This window comes from Hydrogenophaga crocea (genome assembly GCF_011388215.1).
Classification (GTDB): domain Bacteria; phylum Pseudomonadota; class Gammaproteobacteria; order Burkholderiales; family Burkholderiaceae_C; genus Hydrogenophaga; species Hydrogenophaga crocea.
This window is the reverse complement of record NZ_CP049989.1, coordinates 1,325,268-1,343,051: the sequence shown is the minus strand read 5'-3', so window position 1 is coordinate 1,343,051 and position 17,784 is coordinate 1,325,268. Positions and strand designations below refer to the sequence as shown.

The 17,784-nt window shown below is 71.0% G+C and carries 19 protein-coding genes; 4 read left to right on the top strand and 15 right to left on the bottom strand.

Annotation, left to right across the window (positions count from 1 at the left end; genetic code table 11):
* Positions 1-24 precede the first annotated feature (24 nt).
* Genes ybgF through tolB form a run of 3 tightly spaced genes read right to left on the bottom strand, consistent with a single transcriptional unit; the run spans position 25 to position 2,707 of the window.
* Positions 25-804, bottom strand: coding sequence for a tol-pal system protein YbgF (gene ybgF, locus G9Q37_RS06580; protein ID WP_166226268.1), 780 nt, complete (start codon positions 802-804; stop codon positions 25-27).
* 7 nt (positions 805-811) lie between these two features.
* Positions 812-1,375, bottom strand: coding sequence for a peptidoglycan-associated lipoprotein Pal (gene pal, locus G9Q37_RS06575; RefSeq protein WP_166226265.1), 564 nt, complete (start codon positions 1,373-1,375; stop codon positions 812-814).
* Positions 1,376-1,426: 51 nt separating this feature from the next.
* Complete coding sequence (tolB, locus tag G9Q37_RS06570; RefSeq protein ID WP_166231030.1) at positions 1,427-2,707, bottom strand: Tol-Pal system beta propeller repeat protein TolB; 1,281 nt, start codon at positions 2,705-2,707, stop codon at positions 1,427-1,429.
* A 217-nt stretch (positions 2,708-2,924) separates the two neighbouring features.
* Between tolB and msbA the strand changes: the two genes are divergently transcribed.
* Both msbA and G9Q37_RS06560 read left to right on the top strand, forming a co-directional pair.
* Positions 2,925-4,721, top strand: coding sequence for a lipid A export permease/ATP-binding protein MsbA (gene msbA, locus G9Q37_RS06565; protein WP_240936548.1), 1,797 nt, complete (start codon positions 2,925-2,927; stop codon positions 4,719-4,721).
* 86 nt (positions 4,722-4,807) lie between these two features.
* The gene (locus G9Q37_RS06560; RefSeq protein WP_166226262.1) at positions 4,808-5,341 is read left to right on the top strand and encodes an Mpo1 family 2-hydroxy fatty acid dioxygenase; all 534 of its coding nucleotides are present in this window, start codon (positions 4,808-4,810) and stop codon (positions 5,339-5,341) included.
* Positions 5,342-5,349: 8 nt separating this feature from the next.
* On the opposite strand, the gene rng is transcribed toward G9Q37_RS06560, so the two are convergent.
* From rng to G9Q37_RS06515, 9 genes are read right to left on the bottom strand one after another with little or no spacing between them, the layout of a single operon-like run.
* Positions 5,350-6,864, bottom strand: coding sequence for a ribonuclease G (gene rng / locus G9Q37_RS06555; RefSeq protein WP_166226258.1), 1,515 nt, complete (start codon positions 6,862-6,864; stop codon positions 5,350-5,352).
* A gap of 13 nt (positions 6,865-6,877) precedes the next feature.
* Positions 6,878-7,567: a Maf family protein gene (locus tag G9Q37_RS06550; protein ID WP_166226255.1), complete on the bottom strand. Its 690-nt coding sequence runs from the start codon at positions 7,565-7,567 to the stop codon at positions 6,878-6,880.
* Complete coding sequence (rlmH, locus tag G9Q37_RS06545) at positions 7,564-8,031, bottom strand: 23S rRNA (pseudouridine(1915)-N(3))-methyltransferase RlmH (RefSeq protein WP_166226251.1); 468 nt, start codon at positions 8,029-8,031, stop codon at positions 7,564-7,566. The genes G9Q37_RS06550 and rlmH overlap by 4 nt, the downstream gene beginning before the upstream one ends.
* The gene (gene rsfS, locus G9Q37_RS06540) at positions 8,028-8,738 is read right to left on the bottom strand and encodes a ribosome silencing factor (RefSeq protein WP_166226246.1); all 711 of its coding nucleotides are present in this window, start codon (positions 8,736-8,738) and stop codon (positions 8,028-8,030) included. The genes rlmH and rsfS overlap by 4 nt, the downstream gene beginning before the upstream one ends.
* Positions 8,735-9,382, bottom strand: a complete 648-nt coding sequence (gene nadD, locus G9Q37_RS06535) for a nicotinate (nicotinamide) nucleotide adenylyltransferase (RefSeq protein ID WP_166226241.1) — start codon at positions 9,380-9,382, stop codon at positions 8,735-8,737. The genes rsfS and nadD overlap by 4 nt, the downstream gene beginning before the upstream one ends.
* Entirely contained in the window at positions 9,382-10,299 is a 918-nt protein-coding gene (gene hemF / locus G9Q37_RS06530) for an oxygen-dependent coproporphyrinogen oxidase (protein ID WP_166226239.1), read from the bottom strand. The genes nadD and hemF overlap by 1 nt, the downstream gene beginning before the upstream one ends.
* Positions 10,296-10,928, bottom strand: a complete 633-nt coding sequence (locus G9Q37_RS06525; RefSeq protein ID WP_240936547.1) for a 1-acyl-sn-glycerol-3-phosphate acyltransferase — start codon at positions 10,926-10,928, stop codon at positions 10,296-10,298. Before G9Q37_RS06525 ends, hemF begins: the two co-directional genes overlap by 4 nt.
* 32 nt (positions 10,929-10,960) lie before the next feature.
* Complete coding sequence (gene purD, locus G9Q37_RS06520) at positions 10,961-12,235, bottom strand: phosphoribosylamine--glycine ligase (protein WP_166226235.1); 1,275 nt, start codon at positions 12,233-12,235, stop codon at positions 10,961-10,963.
* Positions 12,232-12,957 (bottom strand): YebC/PmpR family DNA-binding transcriptional regulator, encoded by a 726-nt coding sequence (locus G9Q37_RS06515; protein WP_166226232.1) that lies wholly within the window; start codon positions 12,955-12,957, stop codon positions 12,232-12,234. Before G9Q37_RS06515 ends, purD begins: the two co-directional genes overlap by 4 nt.
* A gap of 107 nt (positions 12,958-13,064) precedes the next feature.
* Between G9Q37_RS06515 and G9Q37_RS06510 the strand changes: the two genes are divergently transcribed.
* Together G9Q37_RS06510 and rrtA are read left to right on the top strand one after the other, a co-directional pair.
* Positions 13,065-14,618: a helicase HerA-like domain-containing protein gene (locus G9Q37_RS06510; protein ID WP_166226229.1), complete on the top strand. Its 1,554-nt coding sequence runs from the start codon at positions 13,065-13,067 to the stop codon at positions 14,616-14,618.
* Between the two features lie 86 nt (positions 14,619-14,704).
* Positions 14,705-15,178, top strand: a complete 474-nt coding sequence (rrtA, locus tag G9Q37_RS06505) for a rhombosortase (protein WP_166226225.1) — start codon at positions 14,705-14,707, stop codon at positions 15,176-15,178.
* A 26-nt stretch (positions 15,179-15,204) separates the two neighbouring features.
* On the opposite strand, the gene G9Q37_RS06500 is transcribed toward rrtA, so the two are convergent.
* From G9Q37_RS06500 to G9Q37_RS06490, 3 genes are all read right to left on the bottom strand, one after another.
* Complete coding sequence (locus G9Q37_RS06500; protein WP_166226222.1) at positions 15,205-15,678, bottom strand: phasin family protein; 474 nt, start codon at positions 15,676-15,678, stop codon at positions 15,205-15,207.
* Between the two features lie 104 nt (positions 15,679-15,782).
* Positions 15,783-17,300: a bifunctional aminoglycoside phosphotransferase/ATP-binding protein gene (locus G9Q37_RS06495; RefSeq protein ID WP_166226218.1), complete on the bottom strand. Its 1,518-nt coding sequence runs from the start codon at positions 17,298-17,300 to the stop codon at positions 15,783-15,785.
* Positions 17,297-17,728: an Hsp20/alpha crystallin family protein gene (locus G9Q37_RS06490; RefSeq protein WP_166226215.1), complete on the bottom strand. Its 432-nt coding sequence runs from the start codon at positions 17,726-17,728 to the stop codon at positions 17,297-17,299. The genes G9Q37_RS06495 and G9Q37_RS06490 overlap by 4 nt, the downstream gene beginning before the upstream one ends.
* Positions 17,729-17,784 lie beyond the last annotated feature (56 nt).

Below are 17,784 nucleotides of genomic sequence, written 5' to 3'. Positions count from 1 at the left end.
ATTGTAGGTGCGGCCCCATGGGGTTCACTTCAGGCGGGCCAGCCGTTCCTTGGCCGCCGACGCGGCCTCGCTCTGCGGGTGCGCCTTCACGAGGTCTTCGAGCGTCTTGCGCGCGCCGCGCGGGTCCTTGAGCTCGACCTGGCTGTTCGCCATGGCGAGCATGGCCTCGGGCGTGCGCGGGTGGTCGGGGAACTCGCGCACCAGGCGCTGGTGCGTGTCGACCGCGTCCTTGTAGGCGCGCGCCGCGTACTGCGCGTTGCCCAGCCAGTAGAGCACCACGGGCGTGTAGCCGCTGCTCGGGTACTTGCGCAGAAAGCCGCTGTAGGCCGCAACCGCCGCGGGAAAGTCGGAGCGGCGCAGCGTGGCCATGGCAGCGTCGTAGTCGGCCTTCTCGGCCGGCTGGGCGTTGAAGCTGCGGCCGTCGAGCTCGACCTTGACGGGCTCGAACTGGCGCAGCCGCTCGTCAACGCCGGCCTGCGCGTCTTTCTGGGCGCGTTGCAGCTCGGACACCTCGCGCGCGAGCTGCTCGTTCTGGCCACGCAGGCGCGCGATCTCGCCGCGCAACTGCTCGATCTGGTTCGCCAGCTCGAGCATGCTGCGCTGGATGCTCGCGTCGCTCTCGCGCAGGCCGCGCTCGGCGGCGGCGTTGGCGGCCTTGTTCGCATCGACCTGCTGGCGCAGCTCGATGATCGCGCGGCGGGCCTCGTCGTCGCCGAAGATGGCGTGCGCCATCGGCGACCACGCGCTGCCCATCGCGAGCAGCGCGGCGGTGGCCAGGGCGCGGGGATGGCGCAGGCTGGTCATGGGCCGTTCAGCGGTAGGTCAGTTCGACGCGGCGGTTCTTGGCCCAGGCGGCTTCGTCGGCGCCGGTGGCGGCCGGCTTCTCTTCACCGAAGCTCACCGCTTCCATCTGGGCGTCCTGCACGCCCAGCAGCGACAGCGCACGGCGCACGGCCTCGGCGCGCTTCTGGCCCAGGGCCAGGTTGTATTCGCGGCCGCCGCGCTCGTCGGTGTGGCCTTCGAGCTGCACGCGCACGGCGCGGTTGGCGTTGAGGTAGCGCGCGTTGGCCTCGAGCAGCGACGCGGCTTCGGGCTTGACGTCGAAGCTGTCGTAGTCGAAGTAGATCACGCGCTGCAGGGCGGCGGGCTGGTTGCCCACGGTCGAGGGCACCTGCACGCCGGCCACGCCGCGCGGGTCGACGCCGCTGCCCGCGCCGCCAGCGCCGGCCCCACCGGCGCCGGTGGCGGTGCCGCTGCGGTCTTCAACGGGCGGCTGGTCGAGGCGGACACCGGAGCCGCAGGCGGCGAGCGTGAAGGCGGCGATGAGGGTGACGAGCACGCCGTTGAAGCGGCGCATGGACAGGGTCTTGGACATGGTTTGTGGCCTGTGTGTGGTTGGGATGGGTGAAGAGAACGGAAAGCGGATTCAGCGCAGGTACGGGCCCCACTCGGGCTCGCGGATGTCGCCCTGGGCGCCGGCCAGGCGGGTCTTGATGCGGCCGTCCACCGTGGTCGTCATGAGCGCCTCGGCGCCCTTGTCGCGCGTGGCGTAGATGATCATGCGGCTGTTGGGCGCGAAGCTCGGGCTTTCGTCGCCACCGGTCTCGGTGAGCGCGGTGACGTTGCCCGAGGCGAGGTCCATCACGTGCAGGCGGAACGCGCCGTTGATGCGCGAGATGAACGCGAGCCAGCGGCCGTCGGGGCTGAGCGCGGGCGAGATGTTGTAGTTGCCCGTGAAGGTCACGCGCTGCGCGCTGCCACCCGCCGCAGGCATGCGGTAGATCTGCGGCGAGCCGCCGCGGTCGCTCACGAAGTAGATCTGCTTGCCGTCGGGGCTGAACACGGGCTCGGTGTCGATGCTGCCGCTTTGCGACAGGCGCCGCGGCTCGCCGCCGCCCGCGTCGATGGCGTAGAGCTGGGCGTTGCCCGAGAGCGTGAGCGCGGCCACCACCTGGCGGCCGTCGGGCGACCATGCCGGCGCGCTGTTGGAGCCGCGAAAGCTCGCGAGCACGCGGCGGCGGCCCGTGGCCACCTCGTGCGTGACGATCTCGGCCTTGCGCTTCTCGAACGACACGTAGGCGAGCTGCGTGCCGTTGGGCGCCCAGCTCGGCGAGATGATGGGCTCGTTGCTCGTGAAGGCGGCCTGGGCGTTCTCGCCGTCGGCGTCGGCCACCCACAGGCGGTGCGTGTTGCCGGCCTTGGACACGTAGGCGATGCGCGTGGAGAACACGCCCTTCTCGCCCGTGAGCTTCTCGTAGACGTAATCGGCCACCTTGTGCGCGGCCACGCGCAGGTTGGCGGGCGTGGACGGCAGGCTCTGGCCGCCGAGGTCGGCGGTGCGCACCGAGTCCCAGAGGCGAAAGCGCACGTCGAAGCGGCCGTCGGCCAGGCGCGTGACGCTGCCCGTGAGCACCGAGTCGGCGCCGCGCTCGCGCCACGGTGCAAGGTCGGGGCGCGAGGTTTCGTCGAGGCTGCCGTTGAGGGGCGGCACGAACACGAACTGGCCCGAGCGTTCGAGGTCGGCGCGCACGATGGCCGCGATGTTCTCGCTCGCGGCGTCGTTGCCGCGGAAATTGACGGCCGAGAACGGAAAGCGCGTGAGGCCCACGCCGGCCACTTCGACGCGGAACTGGGCCCAGGCGCCGGTGGCGGGCACACCCAGCAATGGCAGGCTGGACACCAGGCCAAGGGCACGCCGGCGCGGCATCCCGGTGGTGGGATGGAGTCGGTTCGGTTCGATCATGGTGTTGGGATGCTGAGGCAGTGCGGGGCGTGGCGCCCGGTGCCCCGGTGAAGGACCGGCCGATAATACCGGACCCTTGACCCTGCCCCGTGACAAGATGTGAGGCGCCACGGGCCACTGGACCGCGTCGCGCGGCATTGGTTCCCGACCTGTCGACCCCATCGCCCCCGCCGCCCTGCCCTTGAGCCCCGAAGCCCCGACCTCCGCCCTGCCCACCGGCAGCGTGCTGCAGCGCGTGAAGCGCCTGTGGCCCTATTTCCGCGACGCGCGCACCGGCATCGTGTTCGCAGCGCTGGCCACCGTGGTGGGCGCGCTCACCGAGCCCATGATCCCGGCGCTGCTCAAGGCGCTGCTCGACGACGGCTTCAACAAGGGCCGCGTGCCGTTGTGGATGGTGCCACTGGCCTTCATGGGCCTGTTCGGCCTGCGCGGCATGGCCTCGTTCGTGGCCCAGTACGCGCTCTCGTACACGGCCAACACCGGCATGCTCAACCTGCGCCGGGCCATGTTCGCCAAGCTCACCGCGGCCCAGCTCTCGCTGTTCTCGCGCCAGAGCGCGAGCAAGCTGTCCAACACGCTGGTCTACGAGGTGCAGACCGGCTCGCAGATGCTGGTGTCCTCGCTGATCACGCTGGCGCGCGACAGCCTCACGCTGGTGGCGCTCATGGGCTACCTGCTCTACCTCAACTGGAAGCTCACGCTGATCGTGATCGCGGTGTTCCCGGGCCTGGCCTGGATCATGCGCGTGCTCTCCAAGCGCCTGTACCGGCTCACGCGCGCGAGCCAGCAGGCCACCGACGAACTGGCCTACGTGGTCGAGGAAAACGCGCTGGCCCACCGTGTGGTGCGCCTGCACGGCGCGCAGCAGCGCCAGGCCGATCGCTTCGACGGCCTGAGCCTGTCGCTGCGCCGCCTCGCGCTCAAGAGCACCATCGCGATGGCGGCCATGACGCCCTTCACCCAGCTGCTCGCGTCGGCCGCGCTGTCGGCCGTGGTGGCGGTGGCGCTGTGGCAGAGCAGCACCTCGGGCGTCACGGTGGGCAACTTCGTCGCCTTCGTCACGGCCATGCTGATGCTGATCGCGCCGATCCGGCACCTGGCCGAGATCGCCTCGCCCATCACGCGCGGGCTGGCCGCGCTCGAGCGCGGGCTCGAGCTGATCGAGCAGACCGCCGAACAAGGCGGCGGTGCGCACCAGGCCGCGCGCGTGCAGGGCGACATCCGCTTCGAGGGCGTGTGGGTGCGCTACCCACCCAAGGACGACACCACGCCCGAGGGCGAGACCGGCGTGGCGCTGCGCGGCATCGATCTGCACGTGCGCCCCGGCGAGGTGGTGGCCTTCGTGGGCCCCTCGGGCTCGGGCAAGACCACGCTGGTGAACCTGCTGCCGCGCTTCGTCGAGGTCGAGCGCGGCCGCGTCACGCTCGACGGCGTGCCCCTGCCCGACTGGCAGCTCGCGAGCCTGCGCCGCCAGTTCGCCATGGTGAGCCAGGACGTGGTGATGCTCAACGACACGCTCGCGGCCAACGTGGCGCTGGGCGAGGCCGACGCGCAGATCGACGAGGCGCGCGCCCGGGCCGCGCTCGAATCGGCCAACCTCGGCGATCTGCTGGCGAAGCTGCCGCAGGGCATGCACACCAACGTGGGCCACAACGCCACCGAGCTCTCGGGCGGTCAGCGCCAGCGGCTGGCGATCGCGCGCGCCATCTACAAGGACGCCCCCGTCCTGATCCTCGACGAGGCCACCTCGGCGCTGGACAACGAGTCCGAGCGCCTGGTGCAGGACGCGCTCGCGCGCCTCATGAAGGGCCGCACCACGCTGGTCATCGCGCACCGGCTCTCCACCATCGAGCACGCCGACCGCGTCATCGTGCTGGCCGACGGCCGCATCGTCGAACAGGGCTCGCACGCGCAGCTGCTGGCCGCCGACGGCCTGTACGCGCGCCTGCACAGTCAGGGCCTGGGCGGCACGAACTGAACACCCGGCCACCCCCGCGCTTTCCCCGTTGAGGCGCGGGCTGCAGAGGGTGTAAAACGGCGCATCCCCGCGCGAGGAGCGACCTGATGAAGACCCTGACCGACCAGCTGAGCCAGTACGCGGCCTACCACCGCGACCGCCGCAACATCATCACCCACTTCGTGGGCATCCCCATGATCGTGGTGGCCGTGGCGGTGCTGCTCTCGCGGCCGGTGCTGGGCCACTGGGGCGGCGTGGCACTTTCGCCGGCCACCGCGGTGACGCTGGCCACCGTGCTGTACTACCTGCGGCTGGACCTGCGCCTGGGCGCGGTGATGGCCGCGCTCATGGCGCTGTGCCTGTGGTTCGCGCAGGCCGTGGCCGCACAGGGCACGGGCACCTGGCTGGCCATCGGCATCGGCCTGTTCCTCGTGGGCTGGGTGATCCAGTTCATCGGCCACTTCTACGAAGGCCGCAAACCCGCCTTCGTCGACGACCTCGTGGGCCTGGTCATCGGCCCGCTGTTCGTGGTGGCCGAGGCCGGCTTCCTGCTGGGCCTGCGCCGCGCGCTGCAACACGACATCGAGGCCCGCGTCGGCCCGGTGCGTGAAGGCCCGCCGGCCCGCCGCACGGCCCTGTAGCCGCGCGCTCAGAGCAGCACGATGTCGTACTGCTCCTGCGTCATCGAGCTCTCGCTCTGCAGCGAAATCGGCTTGCCGATGAACTCGGACAGGCCCGCGAGGTGGGCGCGTTCCTCGTCGAGGAAGAGCTCGACCACCTTGGGCGCGGCCACCACGCGGAACTCGCGCGGGCTGAAGGCGCGCGCCTCGCGCAGGATCTCGCGCAGGATGTCGTAGCACACGCTGCGCGCGGTCTTGACCGCGCCGCGCCCGTGGCAGGCCTCGCAGGGCTCGCTGAGCATGTGGGCCAGCGATTCGCGCGTGCGCTTGCGCGTCATCTCCACCAGCCCGAGCTGCGAGAAGCTGCCGATCATGGTCTTCACCCGGTCGCGCCCGAGCTGCTTGCGGAACTCGGCGAGCACCGCGTCGCGGTGGTCCTCGCGCGTCATGTCGATGAAGTCCACGATCACGATGCCGCCCAGGTTGCGCAGCCGCAGCTGGCGCGCAATGGCCTGCGCGGCCTCGAGGTTGGTGCGGAACACGGTGTCGTCGAAGTTGCGCGCGCCCACGAAGCCGCCGGTGTTGACGTCGACCGTGGTCAGCGCTTCGGTCTGGTCGATCACCAGGTAACCGCCCGACTTGAGGTCGACGCGGCGGCCCAGCGCGCGCACGATTTCCTCGTCCACGTTGAAGAGATCGAAGATCGGCCGCTCGCCGCTGTAGTGCTGCAGCTTGCGCACCGTGTCGGGCATGAACTCGTCGGCAAAGCCCTTGAGCAGGCCGTACTGCTCGCGCGAGTCGATGCGGATCGACTGCGTCTCGGCGCTCGTGAGGTCGCGCAGCACGCGCTGCATGAGGTTGAGGTCTTCGTGCAGCAGCGTGGCCGCGGGCTGGCTCAGCGCGGCCTGCTTGATGCGCAGCCAGGTCTTGCGCAGGTAGGCCACGTCGTCGGCGAGCTCGGTGTCGCTCGCGTCCTCGGCGTTGGTGCGCAGGATGAAGCCGCCTGCGGGGCTGCCGTCGCTGGTGGCGGTGAGCTGCTGCAGCCGCGCACGCAAGGCCTCGCGCTGCGCGGTGGGGATCTTCTGCGACACGCCGATGTGGCTGTCCTGCGGCAGGAACACCAGCAGCCGGCCCGCGATGCTGATCTGCGCCGTGAGCCGCGCGCCCTTGGTGCCGATCGGGTCCTTGAGCACCTGCACCATCAGCGCCTGGCCCTCGAAGATCTGCTTCTCGATCGGCAGCACCGGGTTGGGCGCGAGCACCTGCGGCGCGCCCTCGGCCGCGGGCGTGCGCGGCGCGGCGTGCTTGGCCTGGATGTTGGGCATCAGGTCGGCCACGTGCAGGAAGGCCGCGCGGTCCAGGCCGATGTCGAGGAAGGCCGACTGCATGCCCGGCAGCACGCGCGAGACCTTGCCCAGGTAGATGTTGCCGACCAGGCCGCGTTCGAGCGTGCGCTCGATGTGCACCTCCTGCACCGCGCCCTGCTCCACCACGGCCACGCGCGTTTCCTGCGGCGACCAGTTGATCAGGATGTCCTGGTTCATGTGAGCGTTCCGTTCAGAGGATGGGCAGGCCCGCGGCGCGCAAGAGCTGCGCGGTTTCGAACGCGGGCAGGCCGATGATGCCCGTGTGGCTGCCCTGGATGCGGCTGACCCACAGGCCCGCATGGCCCTGGATCGCATAGGCCCCGGCCTTGCCCATGGGTTCGCCGCCTTCGACGTAGCGGCGGATCTGCGTCGCGGTGAGGGGCTGGAAATGCACCGTGGACACCGACAGAGCCGACCAGCGCCGCCGGCCCTTGCCCACGGCCACGGCGGTGAGCACGCGGTGCGCGCGGCCCGAGAGATCGGCCAGCATGCGCCGCGCTTCGGCCGCGTCGGCCGGCTTGCCCAGGATGCGCCGGCCCAGCGCCACCGTGGTGTCGGCACAGAGCACGGGCGCGGCGGGCAGGCCGCGCTGCTTCAGGCGCGCCATCGCGGCCTCGAGCTTGAGCGCGGTGACGCGCTGCACATAGGCGGCGGGCGCTTCCCTGGGCTTCGCGGCTTCGAGCGCCTCGGCGTCTTCGTCGGCCCCGGGCAGCAGCAGCTCGTGGGCCACGCCCCATTGCGTGAGCAGCTCGCGCCGGCGCGGGCTCTGCGAGGCGAGGTAGATCGACGGGGTGTCGCCGCCGGGCCGCCCCAAGGCGACACGCGCCCCCTCGGGGGGCAGCGACCCGCGCAGCGGCGGAGCGTGGGGGCCGGTTTTCATTCGCGGTGGTAGGGGTGGTTCGCGTTGATCGACCAGGCGCGGTAGAGCTGCTCGATCAGCAGCACGCGCACCATGGCGTGCGGCAGCGTGAGGTCGGACAGGCGCACGCGCTGGTGCGCGGCGGCGCGCAGTTCGGGGTCCAGGCCGTCGGGCCCGCCGATCAGCAGGGCCACGTCGTCGCCACCGAGCTGCCACTGCTTGAGCTGCTGCGCGAGCGCCTGGGTGCTGAGCGGCGTGCCGCGCTCGTCGAGCGCCACCACGCGCGCGCCGCGCGGGACCGCGGCCTCGATGCGCTGGCGTTCCGCGGCCCAGAGCGTCTCGACCGTCTTGGAGCCGCGCGGCTCGGTCTTGACGGCCTTGAGCTCGACCCGCAGCTCGGGGGGAAAGCGTTTGGCGTAATCGTCGTAGGCGGTCTGGGCCCAGTCGGGCACCTTCTGCCCGACCGCGACGATCACGAGTTTCATGCTTTCTTCTTGGCGGCGGGCTTGCTGGCCGCCGTCTTGCGCGCGGCCGGCGCAGCCTTCTTCTTCGCGGCCGGCGCGTTCACCACCACCTTGGGCAGCGCGGCGCGCGGCTTGGCCGGGGCCTTCTTCGCGGCGGTCTTGCCCGCCGGCTTCGCGGCCGCCCGGGGCGCCGCCTTCTTGGCCGGCGCGGCCCTGGCACCGGCCTTCTTGGCCGGGGCCGCCGGCGCCGCCGCTGCGGCGGTCTTCTTCGCGGGCGCCTTCTTCGCGCCGGCCTTCTTCGCCGCGGCCTTGGTCACCGGGGCGGCTTCGCCCTCGGCCTTGGGCTTGGCGCTCGCCGCCTTGGCCGCGGCCTTCAGGCGCACGGGCTTGGCGCCCCAGATCTCTTCGAGCCGGTAGTACTGGCGGATCACGGGCTGCATCACGTGCGCCACGGCCTGGCCGCAGTCCACGATGATCCATTCGCCGTTGTCCTCGCCCTCGACGCGCGGCTTGTCGAAGCCGGCCTCGCGCACGGCGTCGCGCACGCTGGCGGCCAGGGCCTTGGTCTGGCGGTTCGAGGTGCCGCTGGCGATGATCACGCGCTCGAAGAGCGGCGAGAGCTCTTCGGTGTTGAACACCACGATGTCCTGGCCCTTGACGTCCTCCAGGCCATCGACGATGGCCTTCTGCAGTTTCTGGATGTCTTTCTTGGCGGAGGCTTCGCTCATGTAGGGGTCTGGTAGAGGTGGTGCTGCGAAATATAGCTCGCGACCGCCCCCGGGACCAGCACGTCCAGGGGGGGGCCGTCCGCGGCGCCGCCCGCCAGGCGGGCCCGCACCGCGGTGGCGCTCAGGTGTTGCAGCGGCATGTTCAGCCGCACAAAGGGAATGTCGACCGAGGACAGGTCGGTCTCGGGCGCCTCGCCGAGCAGGGCCTGGGGGCCGATGCTCGTGGGCCGGTTGGCCACGGCCAGCGTGGCGTGCGAGAGCACGTCCTGCCAGCGCACCCAGGTCTTGAAGGCCAGCAGCTGGTCAGCGCCCAGGATCAGGAAGAGCTCCGCGCCCGGGTACTCGGTGCTCAGCTCGGACAGCGTGTCGGCGGTGTAGCTCGGGCCTTCGCGCTCCGTCTCGCGCGGGTCGATGCGCACGCGCGGCAGGTCGCCGAAGGCGCGCTCGCACATGGCGATGCGGTGGTGCGCGGGCAGCAGCGTGCGCGACTTGTGCCAGGCATGGCCCGTGGGCAGCACGTGCAGGCGGTCGAGCTGCAGCTGTTCGAGCGCGGCCTCGGCCAGCGCGCGGTGCGCGCCGTGCGGCGGGTCGAATGCCCCGCCGAACATGCCGACGCGGCGCAGCGGCTCGCGCGCGCCGGCCATCAGACCCAGTCCTTGCGCACCAGGAATTCGCGGTACAGCCGGTCTTCCGGCGTGCCCTTCTTGGTCTTGCGGTTGTAGGCCCAGCTCACCAGCGGCGGCATGGACAGCAGGATGGACTCGCTGCGCCCGCCCGACTGCAGGCCGAAGTGCGTGCCGCGGTCCCACACCAGGTTGAACTCGACGTAGCGGCCGCGGCGGTAGAGCTGGAAGCTGCGCTCGCGCTCGCCGTAGGGCGTGTTCTTGCGGCGGTCGACGATGGGCAGGTAGGCGTCGAGGAAGGCGTCGCCCACCGAACTCAGCATGGCAAAGCTGCCGTCGAAGCCGAGCTCGGCGAAGTCGTCGAAGAACACGCCGCCGATGCCGCGCTGCTCGTCGCGGTGTTTGAGGTAGAAGTACTCGTCGCACCACCGCTTGAAGCGCGGGTACTTGTCGACGCCGAAGGGGTCGAGCGCGGCCTTGCAGGTGCGGTGGAAGTGCACCGCGTCTTCGTCGAAGCCGTAGTAGGGCGTGAGGTCCATGCCGCCGCCGAACCAGCACACGGGCGCGCCGCCCGCGGGCGTGGCCGCGATCATGCGCACGTTCATGTGCACCGTGGGCACGTAGGGGTTGCGCGGGTGGAACACCAGCGACACGCCCATGGCCTCGAAGGGCGCGCCCGCGAGTTCGGGGCGGTGCTGCGTGGCCGAGGGCGGCAGCTGCGGGCCCGTGACGTGCGAGAAACCGCAGCCCGCGCGCTCGAACACCGCGCCGTCTTCGAGGATCTGCGTGATGCCCGAGCCCTGCAGCTTCTCGCCGGGCGGCTTGCTCCAGCGGTCGACGACGAAGGCGCCGCCGTCGACCATGGCCACCGTGGAGGTGATGCGTTCCTGCAGGTCGGTCAGGTATTCGCGGACGTTGGCAATCGGGTTGTCGTTCATGGCTTGGCGGACGTGGACAGGGGCTGCACCGGGCTGGCCTGCGCGGGCTTGAAGCCCTGCGCACCCGCGAAGCCCTGGGCGATGAGCGCGTAGTCGCGCGCCGCGTCGCCCGACAGGCGCAGGAATTCGGTCACCCTCACCTGCTTGCGACTGTAATCCAGGGCCACCAGCCCGAGGGGTACCTGCGCGCCCATGGCCACCTGGTAGAAGCCGCTGCGCCAGCCCGCGGTGTGGCGGCGCGTGCCTTCGGGCGAGAGCGCAAGCCACAGCAGTTCGTCGCGCGCGGCGGCCTCGCGCATGGCCTGCACCATGGCGCCCACCGCCCCGCGTGGCGAGCGGCGCTCGATCGGCATGCCGCCGAGCCAGCGCAGCCAGCGGCCGAACAGCGGCACCTCGAACAGCGTGTCCTTGCCCCAGAAGCGCACCGGGATGCCGATGGCCCATTTGGCGAGGATGCCGACCACGAAGTCCCAGTTGCTGGTGTGCGGGTAGACGATGGCCACGCCCTGGCGCGCGGGAAAGCCGGCTTCGATCACCTGCCAGCCGCCCAGGCGCAGCACGGCCCGCGCCAGGCGCGAGCCGCGAAAGCGCACCGGGTGCGGCGGCGGCAGAAGAACGGGATCGCTCAAACGGGAATGCCCGGGCCGGAGGGAATGAAGGCTCAGAGCGCGCGGAAACCGATGTCGCGGCGGCACTGCATGCCGTCGAAGCGCACCGTGTCCACCAGCGCGTAGGCGCGCTCGCGCGCCTGCGCCACCGAGTCGGCGAGCGCGGTCACGCACAGCACGCGGCCGCCCGACACGCGCACGGTCTCGCCGTCGAGCGCGGTGCCGGCGTGGAACACCACGCGGTCGGCCTCGTCGGCCGGCAGGCCGGTGATGGCGTCGCCCTTGCGGGGGTCCATGGGGTAGCCGGCGGCTGCCATGACGACGCCGAGCGCGATGCGCGGGTCCCAATCGAGTTGCACGCGATCGAGTTCGCCGCGCGTGGCGGCCAGCAGCACCTGGGCGAAGTTGCTGCGCAGCCGCATCATGATGGGCTGGGTCTCGGGGTCGCCCATGCGGCAGTTGAACTCCAGCGTCTTGACCGCGCCGTCGGGCGTGATCATGAGGCCGGCGTACAGGAAGCCGGTGTAGGGAATGCCGTCGGCCTTCATGCCGCGCAGCGTGGGCAGGATCACCTCGTCCATGGCGCGCTGGTGCACCGCGGGCGTGACCACGGGCGCGGGCGAGTACGCGCCCATGCCGCCGGTGTTGGGGCCCTGGTCGGCGTCTTTCAGGCGCTTGTGGTCCTGGCTGGTGGCCAGGGCCAGCGCGTGTTCGCCGTCGCACAGCACGATGAAGCTGGCCTCTTCGCCCTGCAGGAATTCCTCGATCACCACGCGCGCGCCGCCCTCGTTGTGCGCCACGCCCAGCTTGTTGTCGAGCAGCATGAAGTCGATCGCTTCGTGCGCCTCGGCCAGGCTCATGGCCACCACCACCCCCTTGCCCGCGGCCAGGCCGTCGGCCTTGACCACGATGGGCGCGCCCTTGGCGTCCACATAGGCATGGGCCTTCACCGGGTCGGTGAAGGTCTGGTACTCGGCCGTGGGAATGCCGTGGCGCTGCATGAAGGCCTTGCTGAAGGCCTTGGAGCTCTCCAGCTGCGCGGCCTTCTGCGTGGGGCCGAAGATGGCCAGGCCATGGGCCCGGAACTCGTCGACCACGCCCGCGGCCAGCGGCGCCTCGGGGCCCACCACGGTGAGTTCGATACCGTTGGCCTGCACCCACTCGCGCAGCGCCACCTTGTCGGTGATGGCCAGGTTCGTGAGCTGCGCATCGCGCGCGGTGCCCGCATTGCCGGGGGCCACGAAGACCTGCTCCACCCCCTCGGACTGTTTGAGGCGCCAGGCCAGCGCATGCTCGCGGCCGCCGCCGCCGATCACCAGGACTTTCATTCCGAAATTTCTGCGTTGTGGAAGACGTTCTGCACGTCGTCCAGGTCTTCAAGGACGTCGAGCAGTTTCTGCATGCGCGCGGCATCGTCGCCGGCCAGGGCAATGGTGTTCTCGGCGCGCATGGTCACTTCGGCGATCTCGGGCTTGAGCCCCTTGGCCTCGAGCGCGTTCTTCACGGCCTCGAAGTCGCCGGGTGAGGTCAGCACCTCGATCGCGCCATCGCCGTCGGTGATCACGTCTTCGGCACCGGCCTCGAGCGCCGCTTCCATCACCGCGTCTTCCGAGGTGCCGGGCGCGAACACGAGCTGGCCGCAGTGCTTGAACTGGAAGGCCACCGACCCGTCGGTGCCCAGGTTGCCGCCGTGCTTGCTGAAGGCGTGGCGCACCTCGGCCACGGTGCGCACGCGGTTGTCGGTCATGGTGTCCACGATGATGGCCGCACCGCCGATGCCGTAGCCCTCGTAGCGGATCTCTTCGTAGTTCACGCCGTCGAGCGCGCCGGTGGCCTTGTCGACGTTGCGCTTGATGTTGTCGGCCGGCATGTTGGCCGCCTTGGCCTTCTCGATCGCCAGGCGCAGGCGCGGGTTCATGGCCACGTCGCCGCCGCCGCTGCGCGCGGCGACGATGATTTCACGCGTCAGCCGCGTCCAGATGCGGCCGCGCTTTTCGTCCTGACGGCCTTTGCGGTGCTGGATGTTCGCCCATTTGCTGTGTCCGGCCATGGGAAGTCCTCGAAATGCCTGCTGGCTTTGGTGTAATGAGCCCGCGATTTTACGATTTCGCCCCACACCGTCCCTTCGCCGCCTTGCCCCACCCCAGGACCGCTCCCATGGCCGAACCGCTGCTGATCGCCCAGAACGCCACCGCCCAATGCCTGCTGCTGCCCGGCCTGGCCAACCGGCACGGCCTCATCACCGGGGCCACCGGCACCGGCAAGACCGTCACGCTGCAGGCCCTTGCCGAGGGGTTTTCGCGCATCGGCGTGCCGGTGTTCATGGCCGACGTGAAGGGCGACCTAACCGGCATCAGCCAGACCGGCCGCATCGGCGAAAAGATGGCGGCCGTGCTGGCCGACCGCGGCCTGGCCCTGCCCCAGCCCACCGAATGCCCCACCACGCTGTGGGACGTGTTCGGCCAGCAGGGCCACCCGGTGCGCGCCACCATCAGCGACATGGGCCCGCTGCTGCTCGCGCGCATGCTCAACCTCAACGACACGCAGACCGGCGTGCTCAACCTGATCTTCAAGATCGCCGACGACAACGGCCTGCTGCTGCTCGACATGAAAGACCTGCGGGCCATGCTGCAGCACGTGGGCGACAACGCCAAGCAGTTCACCACCGAGTACGGCAACATCAGCGCGGCCTCGATCGGCGCCATCCAGCGCGGGCTGATGCAGGTCGAAGAACAAGGCGGCGACAAGTTCTTCGGCGAACCCATGCTCGACATTGCCGACTTCATGCAGACCGTGGACGGCAAGGGCGTGATCAACATCCTCGCGGCCGACAAGCTGCTCAACGCGCCGCGCCTGTACGCCACCTTCCTGCTGTGGATGCTCTCGGAGCTGTTCGAGACGCTGCCCGAGATCGGCGACCCCGACAAGCCCAAGCTGGTCTTCTTCTTCGACGAAGCCCACCTGCTGTTCAACGAAGCGCCCAAGGTGCTGGTGGAGCGCATCGAGCTCGTGGTGCGCCTGGTGCGCTCCAAGGGCGTGGGCGTGTACTTCGTGACCCAGAACCCGCTGGACATCCCCGACAGCGTGCTGGGCCAGCTCGGCAACCGCGTGCAGCACGCGCTGCGCGCCTTCACGCCGCGCGACCAGAAGGCGGTGAAGAGCACCGCGCAGACCATGCGTCCCAAGGCCGGCCTGGACATCGAGGCCGCGATCACCGAGCTCGCCGTGGGCGAGGCGCTGGTGAGCTTTCTCGACGCCAAGGGCCGCCCGAGCGAGACCGAGCGCGTCTACGTGCTGCCCCCGGGCAGCCAGATCGGGCCGATCACGCCCGAGCAGCGCCGCGCGCTCATCGAGGGCTCGCTGGTCGCGGGCACCTACGAAAAGACCGTGGACCGCGAAAGCGCCTACGAGATGTTCCAGGCCCATGCGGCCCAGCGCGGCCAGGCCGGCGCGGCGCCCACGGCCGACACGGCCGACGACAGGCCCGCGGCCAAGACCCCGCGCATCCCGGGCGCGGCCCAGAATGCGCCGGCCGCCGCCGAAAAGAGCGTCATCAACGAAGTGCTGTTCGGCCGCACCGGCCCCCGCGGCGGCCAGTACGACGGCCTGGTGCAGACCATGGCCAAGACGGCGGCGCGCACCGTGGCCAGCGGCCTGGGCCGCCAGATTCTGCGCGGCGTGCTGGGCGGCCTGCTGGGCGGCAAACGCTGAACGCCCTCAAAGCCTGGTGGCCGACGCTGGCCGCCCTCGCCTTCTTCGCCGCGCTGCAGGCGCTGCCGCCGGCCGCGCACCTGGCCTTGCGCTACGAACGCACCGCGGTGCTGCACGGCGAGCTCTGGCGCCTGGTCACGGGTCACCTGATCCACCTCGGCTGGGCCCACTGGGCGCTCAATGCCTTCGCGCTCACGCTCGTGAGCCTGCTCGCGCGCGCGCCGTTGTCGCTGCGCGCGCTGTCGCGCAGCATCCCCGCGCTGGCCGCGGCGATCTCGCTCATGCTGCTGGTGTTCGACCCCGAGGTGGCCGACTACGTGGGCCTGTCGGGCGTGCTCTACGGCCTTGTGCTGTTGGTGCTGTGGCCACAGGCGCGCGAGGGGCGCTGGCTGGCCTGGGCCGCGCTGCTGTACCTCGCGGTGCGCGTGGGCTGGCAGTTGCTGTCCGGCGTGCCGGCCATGGAGGCCGCGCTGATCGGCGGGCCGGTGATCGAGCAGGTGCACGGCTACGGCCTGCTCGTGGCGGCCGTGTGGCTGCTGGCCGGCGCGCGGCGGGGCTGACCCGGCCCGGCGCGCGCCCACAGGTTTCAGGTCGCCCGCTCGCGTGCCGGCGCGCCGGCTTGCAGCACACCGAGCCCGTTGGCCATGCCGTTGAAGCTGTCCATGGCCGAAGTGAGCCGCTGCAGCGCGCCGTTGTCGATCAGTTGCGTGTAGCAGCCCATGAGCTCGCGCTGCATGTCCAAGGCCGCAGCGCCCAGGAGTTGCCAGTACTGCGTCGCGCCCTCGGCATCGAAGCGCATCAGGTCGGCCTGGATCTCGATCAGTTGCGCGGGCTCGCTGGTCTGCCGGAGCCGCTCGGCCGCCTGCGCGTGGTGCCTCAGGGCGTCGTGGGCCGCACGCTCCTGGATCTTGCGCATCGCCTCGAAGCCGCGGAACACCGCGCAGGCGCTCTCGGTCGCCAGGCTCATTTGCTGGCGCGGAAGCTCGCTCGCGGCGCTCCAGGCGGCCTCGGGCGTTGGCACGGCAGATGCCGCAGGGGAGTGGTTGCGTTTGGTGGCCATGGCCTTCTCCTTTGAAAGCGGGGTCGCTGGTGCGTGTCGGTCGACGTCACCGGACGGGCAATGTAGGACGCCTGGGGGGCTGCCGACTTGACGTGACGCAAATGTCATGTGGCGCTTGCCACCGGGGCGCCGGGCGCCGCCGCGCCCAGGCCCATCGCGAGCGGCACGACCTCGGTCCTGAGCCACTCCTGCGGGGTCAGCGGCTCCTGCGCGGCCTGCAGCACGCGCAGCGTGCCCTCGTCGGCCTCCGAGGCATCGCCGCGGCGCGCGCGCAGCCGCGCACGCAGCACCTCGGGCGCCGCCTCGCAATGCACGATGCGCCAGGGCGCATGGGCCTGGCGCGCGAGCGCGGCGGCGGCTTCGCGTTCGTGCCGGCGCAGGAAAGCCGCGTCCAGGATCACCGGCCAGCCGGCGCCGAGCGCCGCGCCCGCGAGCGCGAACAGCCGGTCGTAGGTGCGGCGCGTGGCCTCGCCGCCATAGATGTCCAGCCCGCTGGCGCGCGAGTCTTCGGTCGCCTGCAGGCCGAAGAGGCGCTTGCGCTCGACGTCCGAGCGCAGGCGGATGGCGCCCTGCGCCTGCAACACCTGTTGCGAGACAAAGCTTTTTCCAGAGCCCGGCAGGCCGTGCATGAGGGCGAGCCAGGGCGGCGCGTGGCGCGCCCAGCGCAGCGCGGCGTCGAGGTAGCGGCGCGCCGGGCCGTTGCACCCGCGCAGCCGCTCCACCTGCGCGCGCACCAGCGCGCGGTACACCAGGGCGTGGCGCAGGCCCGGCAGGCCCGCGTGCTCGCCGCTCGCGTCGAGCCAGGCGTTGAGCAGGCGAAACGCCAGGTCGCCGCGGCCCTGGGCGTGCAGGTCCATCACGGGAAAGGCGATGTCGTCGATCACGTCGATCCAGCGCAGCGCCGGATCGAACTCGATGCCGTCGAAGGCGCTCACCTCGCCCGCCACCACGATCAGGTTGGCCAGGTGCAGGTCGCCATGGCATTCGCGCACGTGGCCGCCGGCCAGCCGTTCGGCCCAGTGCGGCGCGAGCCGCTGCGCCTGCCCGCGCAACCAGCGCGCGAGCCAGCCCGCTTCTTCGGCCGATGCCAGCGGCGCGGCGCCCTCGAGCGCGGCCGACGCCAGCGCGGCGCGGTGCGCTGCGCTGACGAAGCCGCTGTCCGCGCGCGCCACCGGCGCCTGGCGGTGAAAGCGCGCCAGCAGGGCCGCACAGGCATCGATCTCGGCCTCGCCGAGCCGCTGCGCAGCCAGGCGTTCGCTGAACAGCGCGCCCTCGGGGAAGCGGCGCATGCGCACCGCGTACTCGATGGCGGGCCCCTCGCCCCCGATCACGGGCGCCTCGCACGGGCCCGTGATCGCCACCACGTCCAGGTACAGCGAGGGCGCGAGGCGGCGGTTGAGCCTCAGCTCCTGCTCGCAGCAGTGCCGACGCGCCGCCAGCGTGCCGTAGTCGACGAAAGGCAGGCGCAGCGGCTTCTTGAGCTTGAAAGCATGCTCGCCCGCGAGCAGCACCCAGGAGATGTGCGTCTCGATGAGCGTGGCGCCCAGGCGAGCGGCCAGCGCGCGCGCGAGCGCGCCCCCGTCCGCCGGCGGTTCACACGGGTCGGCGCGGTCCGCGCTCACTGGATCGTGATCTTGCGCGCGCCCGTGGTGGTCTTCTTGGGCAGGGTGAGCGACAGCACGCCGTCGGCGTAGCGCGCGTCCACCCTGGCCTGGTCGATGTCGCAGGCCAGGCTGAAGCTGCGCGAGATGCTGCCCTGGTAGCGCTCGCTGCGCAGCACCTTGTCGCCGTTGCCCCTGGTCTCCTTCTCGCTGTGCGCCTCGGCGTCGATCTGCACCACGTTGCCGTCGATGCGCACGTTGATGTCGTCTTTCCTGACGCCGGGAATGTCGGCCTTGAGCTCATAGGCCTGGTCGTTCTCGGTCACGTCCACGCGCATCTTGAGCAGGGGCGCGGGCTCGGCGTCGAAGGCCATGGGTGCAAAGAGGCGGCGAAAGGCGTTGTCGAAAGCATCGCTGAACGTCGGGTCCAGCAGTCGCAGGTTGCTCATGGTGGTGTCCTCATCTGGCGGTTGAACGGGTGCGGCCGGCGCACGGCTTCAATGGT